The following is a 5,164-nucleotide window of genomic DNA, read 5'->3' as shown; positions in this document are numbered from 1 at the left end:
AGCCAGACTTGGAAACTATCTCATCAAATTAGTCCCCCCATAGAACCCCCTTGAGCCATCTTGCAGACTTTTCTCTTTTTGTCAAATTTTATGTTAAGAAAGATGTGACTAATGGATAGGGGGGCAGGGGGGATCGAACCTAAAATCCATTTTTAATTTAATTATAACCAGCTACTTATCATGTTTGATTCTCCTGTTGATCTTCTCATTCTCTCCAATGGCCCTGGAGAAATATCTACATGGGTGCGTCCAGTTGTCAAGAGATTGCGACAAAACTTAACAGAAGATCGATCGCTGTTGCGGATTTCGGTGATTCTTTCCCCTTGTACTCATTCTATGGGGGCGGAAACGGAAGTAGTTAGGAAATATCCAGAGGTCGATCGAGTCCAGTCGCCAGAAAACTTCTTTAATTTTCTTTTCTGGGGAAAAACCGCCGATAATTGGGATTGGCACCCCAAGGGCATCGTTTTATTTTTAGGGGGCGATCAATTTTTTGCCCTCACCATCGGTAAACGTTTGGGTTATCGCACGGTTATCTATGGGGAATGGGAAGCGCGTTGGTATCGGGGTATCGATCGCTTTGCCGTGATGAATACAAGTGTATTAAAAAATATTCCTGAACAATATCAATCTAAATTTACCGTTATCGGCGATTTAATGGTGGATTTGCCCACTGCTATCACCCCCGATGATGCTACCTTAATTGCACTCCTCCCGGGTTCCAAACCCTCGAAATTAGCTCAGGGTGTACCCCTAACCCTAGCCATTGCCGAAAAGATACACGCGCAGGATCCCCGGACTAAATTCTTAATTCCCGTCGCTCCTACCCTAAATTTAGCTTATTTGGCGAAATTTGCCGATCCTAGCTCTAATCCGATGATCACTAAAACCGGTTGGAGTGCTGCCAAATTAAAAAACGGTGAAAAACCCTATCTAGAAACAGATAAGGGGGTAAAAGTTGACCTAATTACCGATTTTCCCGCCCATAACCAGCTTTCTCGCTGTCATTTAGCTTTAACGACGGTGGGAGCTAATACTGCCGAATTAGGGGCGCTGGCAATCCCGATGATTATTTTACTACCGACTCAGCAACTAGATGCGATGAGAACTTGGGACGGTTTACCCGGTTTATTAGCCCAACTGCCGGGGGTGGGTTCTTTATTTGCTAAGATGATTAATCTCTATATGTTGCGGAAAAAGCGTTTATATGCTTGGCCAAATATTTGGGCTGGTGCAGAAATTGTTCCGGAATTATTGGGGGAATTACAACCAGAAGAAGTGGCAAATATGGCTATATCTTGGTTAGAAAATCCCGAACAATTAGAGGCTATCCGGCAAAAATTGCGGGCAGTGCGCGGGCAAGCGGGAGCAGTGGATAAGTTAGTATCTATTATTGCCGAACAACTGTCTAGCTTCTAAGCAATCAGAGAATTAAGCTTGTTGGTAGTGAGGATCAATTGCGATTAATTTATTAACAGTTTGATAGAATTCCTGCTGATAAAATTCCCGTTGATTGCTGTCGAGAGCATTAATTAATTGTTCTTGACAGTAGCGACGATATTCCATTAAACTAATTTTTTCCATAGCTATAATAGCATTTTTGATCTGTTCTTCTGGCTGCAATATTTCCTGACTGGTATGTTCATTTAAGTGAAATAAAGAATTAAAATCACGATTTTTGTCTGTGGTGATTATCAATAAATGATTCTGTAAAGCTGACATCAAATCTCTTGGTTTAGTAATTTGGGTTTCTAACTCTAGAATTACTTGCCATAACCAACGATAATCAGGGACATTAAAAATTAAATCTTTTTCATCCAAAGATTCTAAAATTATTTCCCGATATTCAGGATAATGGAGATAGATTAATAATAATAACCATTCGGCTTTTTCCGAGCTATTTTTTTCGGATTTATCTAAAATATTTTTCCTCTTGATTGCCAGAGATTTTCCTTGAGGTTTATTAACCTGTTTAGAGAGATTTTTTAAAATATAAGGCAAACGAGTAGCATCTTTTTGAGCCAAAATCTCCGCACAATAATCTAGATAAAAAGTCCGTTGATTGCTATCAATTAACTTTTGCAGCAAACTCACCATACTATTGGCTATTTGTTGAAAATGTAGTCCCCGTTTTAAATCTTTATTAACCAAAATTTGCGATATTTGCCAATCAATCCAAAAAGGAGATTTTTCGATTAGTTCTTGATAAGTATTCACCCCGTCAGCATGGGATTTAAGAAATTCATCGGCATCTTTACCATCGGGAAGATTGAGGATTTTTAGGTTAACTTGTCCCGAATAAACTAGAGAGTTAATTTCCTCAATCGCCCTTTGTGTCGCTTTAATTCCCGCTTGATCAGCATCAAAATTAAAGATTATTTGTTTACTTTCACTGTAGCGCAAAAGTAATTTAATTTGCTCTTGACTTAAAGCTGTTCCTAAACAGGCAACCACATTACTAATACCAGTAGCATGGAGAGCGATCGCATCAAAATAACCCTCGACAACTATCGCTAAATCTTGCTGAATAATTGCCTGTTTAGCTCGATCGAGAGCAAAGAGAGTTTTTCCCTTTTCAAATAGAGGAGTATCGGGAGAATTTAGATACTTTGGCTGCTCATTACCTAAAGTGCGACTACCAAAAGCGATCGCTCGTCCTTGACTATCAAAAATAGGAATCATTAAACGATCTCGAAATTGATCGTAATAACCACTACCATTTTGACGCGCTTTAATTAATCCCGCTTGTGCCACTAAAGCCACAGGATAGCGCTTTTGTTCCACTAAATAACGATAGAGAGTTTCCCAACCTTCCGGAGAATATCCCAGTTGAAAAGCTGCGATAGTTTCCTCGGTTAGTTGTCGTTGTACCTTGAGATAATCTAACGCTTTTTCCCCTTGGGGTTGACTAAGGGCGTGTTGATAAAAACTCACCGCCACGGCCATTATCTCGTATAATTGTTCCTTGAGGGATAATTGCTGTTCTAATTCCTGACGCTGTTCTACTGCCAGAGTTTTAATCGGGATTTGATACCTTCTAGCGAGATCGAAAACCACTTCACTAAAAGATTGTTTCCCCACTTCCATGAAAAATTTAATCCCGTTTCCCCCCGCACCACAGCCAAAACAGTAATACATTTGTTTGGCAGGACTAACGGTAAAACTAGGGGATTTTTCCTCGTGAAAAGGACATAAACCGACGTATTCCCTTCCCCTTTTTTTGAGGACGACTCTCTCGGAAATTAAATCCACAATATCAATTCTTTGTTTAACTTCTTCGATCGTATCCGGATGTAGTCGCGGTGTATCCATAATCAGTTATCAGTTATCAGTTATCAGTTACCAGTTATCAGTTACCAGTTACCAGTTATCAGTTACCAGGAGATTTGCTTTTATTTATTCTCCCCGTCTCCCCCTTTGTTTACCGATCGCTGATCACTGAAAAATCTCCCCAACACCTAGCACCCCCACTAAGGCCCTTTTTGACTCTCGGAAATTCGCACCCATAAGTAATAAGAAAGGACTTGACTTTGGCGGCGGCTTATGCTATGCTTTTCTCATAATGGAAATCTGTGCAAATTTTCTTAGACTCAAATATTCCCATTATAAATAAAATCTTTTAAAAATATTATCTCAAAATCTCCCGACAAAAACAAGCAAAATTTCGCCCATAATTGTTAAGTTTTGTTAAAAATGCAGAGACGGGCAGGGAAAGAACTGATTACTGATCACTGATCACTGAAAAACTTCCGCACTGCGATGGCTGCATTTTGTCCTCCGAAACCGAAACTAAGACAGAGACAATTGTGTAGGGAAAAATTAACAGCCGATCTAGCTAAATTTAATTGAAAAGGCGACTCGCGCACACCGACACAGGGGGGAATTCGCTGATTTTTCAGAGCCATTAAACAAAAAGCCACACCTAATGCCCCCGAAGCCCCTAAAGTGTGTCCTGTTGCCCCTTTTGTCGAGCTTACAGCCACTTGCGAGCCAAAAATACTGGCGATCAGGTTTGCCTCCCGTTCATCGTTTAAACGCGTGCTAGTGCCGTGGGCGTGAATGTAATTAATTTCATCTTTTCTTAATTGACTTCTGTGCAAACATAGTTCTATGGCTTTGGTAGCACTACGATTATTCACCGCTGGGGCGCTGACATGATCGGCATCGCAGGTAAAACCATAGCCCAAAATTTGCCCGTAGATGGGGGCATTTCTACTTAAAGCCCGTTCCTCCGATTCAAGGACTAAAATCGCCCCACCTTCCCCCAAAACCAAGCCCTCTCTAGCTATATCAAAAGGATAACAGCCCGTTTTCGCCAAAGCTCCCATCTGTTCAAATCCCACCAAAGTTAAGGGAGTGATCGGGGTTTCGATCGCCCCGGCTAAAACTCGATCGCATTCTCCCATAGTAATTAATTCTACACCCTGGGCGATCGACCAGATAGCCGTGGCACAGGCCGCCATGGGTGCTAAGACTGGGGCGCCGGTTTCTATCAATCTAGCGGTCAATACCGAGGCGCGATCGGGTAAACTATCTAACCAGTTTTCTACTATTCCCGTCGCTGCCATCCGTTCCCATAAACCCTGACAACCGCGACTAGAACCGATAGTGACACCACAATCCTTTAAGGGAGGGGTTAACTTCGCGTCTTCAAGGGCAGCAATCAGGGCAATTTTGGTTAAATCCTCTAAAAATGCCGGTTTGTGACCGATTAAACCCAAGGGTAAAGCGGGTAAATCAGAAAAGGGTTGTTGCCTAGTTATACCAGTTTTGCCCTCTAGTAATCTTTGCCAACTCTGACTTAAATTTCCCAGAGAACTGATCAACCCAATTCCCGTCACCACAACATTCATTTATCAGTTATCAGTTATCAGTTATCAGTTATCAGTTATCAGTTATCAGTTATCAGTTATCAGTTATCAGTTATCTATCAGTTATCAGTTATCAGTTATCAGTTATCAGTTATCAGTTATCAGTTATCAGTTATCAGTTATCAGTTATCAGTTATCAGTTATCAGTTATCAGTTATCAGTTATCAGTTATCAGGCTCTTCTGGTTTCTGTGTGGAAACGAGGTCTATACCGATAGTTTCTTCCGCAAAATAGTCCTAAAAGTTTTGCCCAATAAGCACTTCAGGGTTCCATAAGCAAAAATTATCACACAA

General features: G+C 41.0%; 3 protein-coding genes. 1 reads left to right on the top strand and 2 read right to left on the bottom strand.

Going from position 1 to position 5,164, the window contains the following annotated elements:
- Nucleotides 1-180 precede the first annotated feature (180 nt).
- A complete protein-coding gene (locus EWV66_RS03425; protein WP_052276458.1) occupies nt 181-1,419 on the top strand; it encodes a glycosyltransferase family protein in 1,239 nt (412 codons plus the stop codon).
- A 12-nt stretch (nt 1,420-1,431) separates the two neighbouring features.
- On the opposite strand, the gene dnaG is transcribed toward EWV66_RS03425, so the two are convergent.
- Complete coding sequence (gene dnaG / locus EWV66_RS03420; RefSeq protein WP_287107741.1) at nt 1,432-3,312, bottom strand: DNA primase; 1,881 nt, start codon at nt 3,310-3,312, stop codon at nt 1,432-1,434.
- A gap of 416 nt (nt 3,313-3,728) precedes the next feature.
- Nucleotides 3,729-4,853, bottom strand: coding sequence for a beta-ketoacyl-ACP synthase (locus EWV66_RS03415; protein ID WP_287107740.1), 1,125 nt, complete (start codon nt 4,851-4,853; stop codon nt 3,729-3,731).
- Between the last annotated feature and the right edge of the window lie 311 nt (nt 4,854-5,164).

Origin of the sequence: Microcystis sp. M_OC_Ca_00000000_C217Col, assembly GCF_007095585.1 — a bacterium.
In the GTDB taxonomy this organism is placed as follows: domain Bacteria; phylum Cyanobacteriota; class Cyanobacteriia; order Cyanobacteriales; family Microcystaceae; genus Microcystis; species Microcystis panniformis.
This window is presented reverse-complemented; position numbering and strand designations above follow the sequence as displayed.

What these genes read in the sequence shown, in the direction of transcription:
- EWV66_RS03425 (WP_052276458.1), top strand. Translation starts at nt 181, where the DNA reads ATGTTTGATTCTCCTGTTGATCTTCTCATTCTCTCCAATGGCCCTGGA.
- dnaG (WP_287107741.1), bottom strand. Translation starts at nt 3,312, where the DNA reads ATGGATACACCGCGACTACATCCGGATACGATCGAAGAAGTTAAACAA.
- EWV66_RS03415 (WP_287107740.1), bottom strand. Translation starts at nt 4,853, where the DNA reads ATGAATGTTGTGGTGACGGGAATTGGGTTGATCAGTTCTCTGGGAAAT.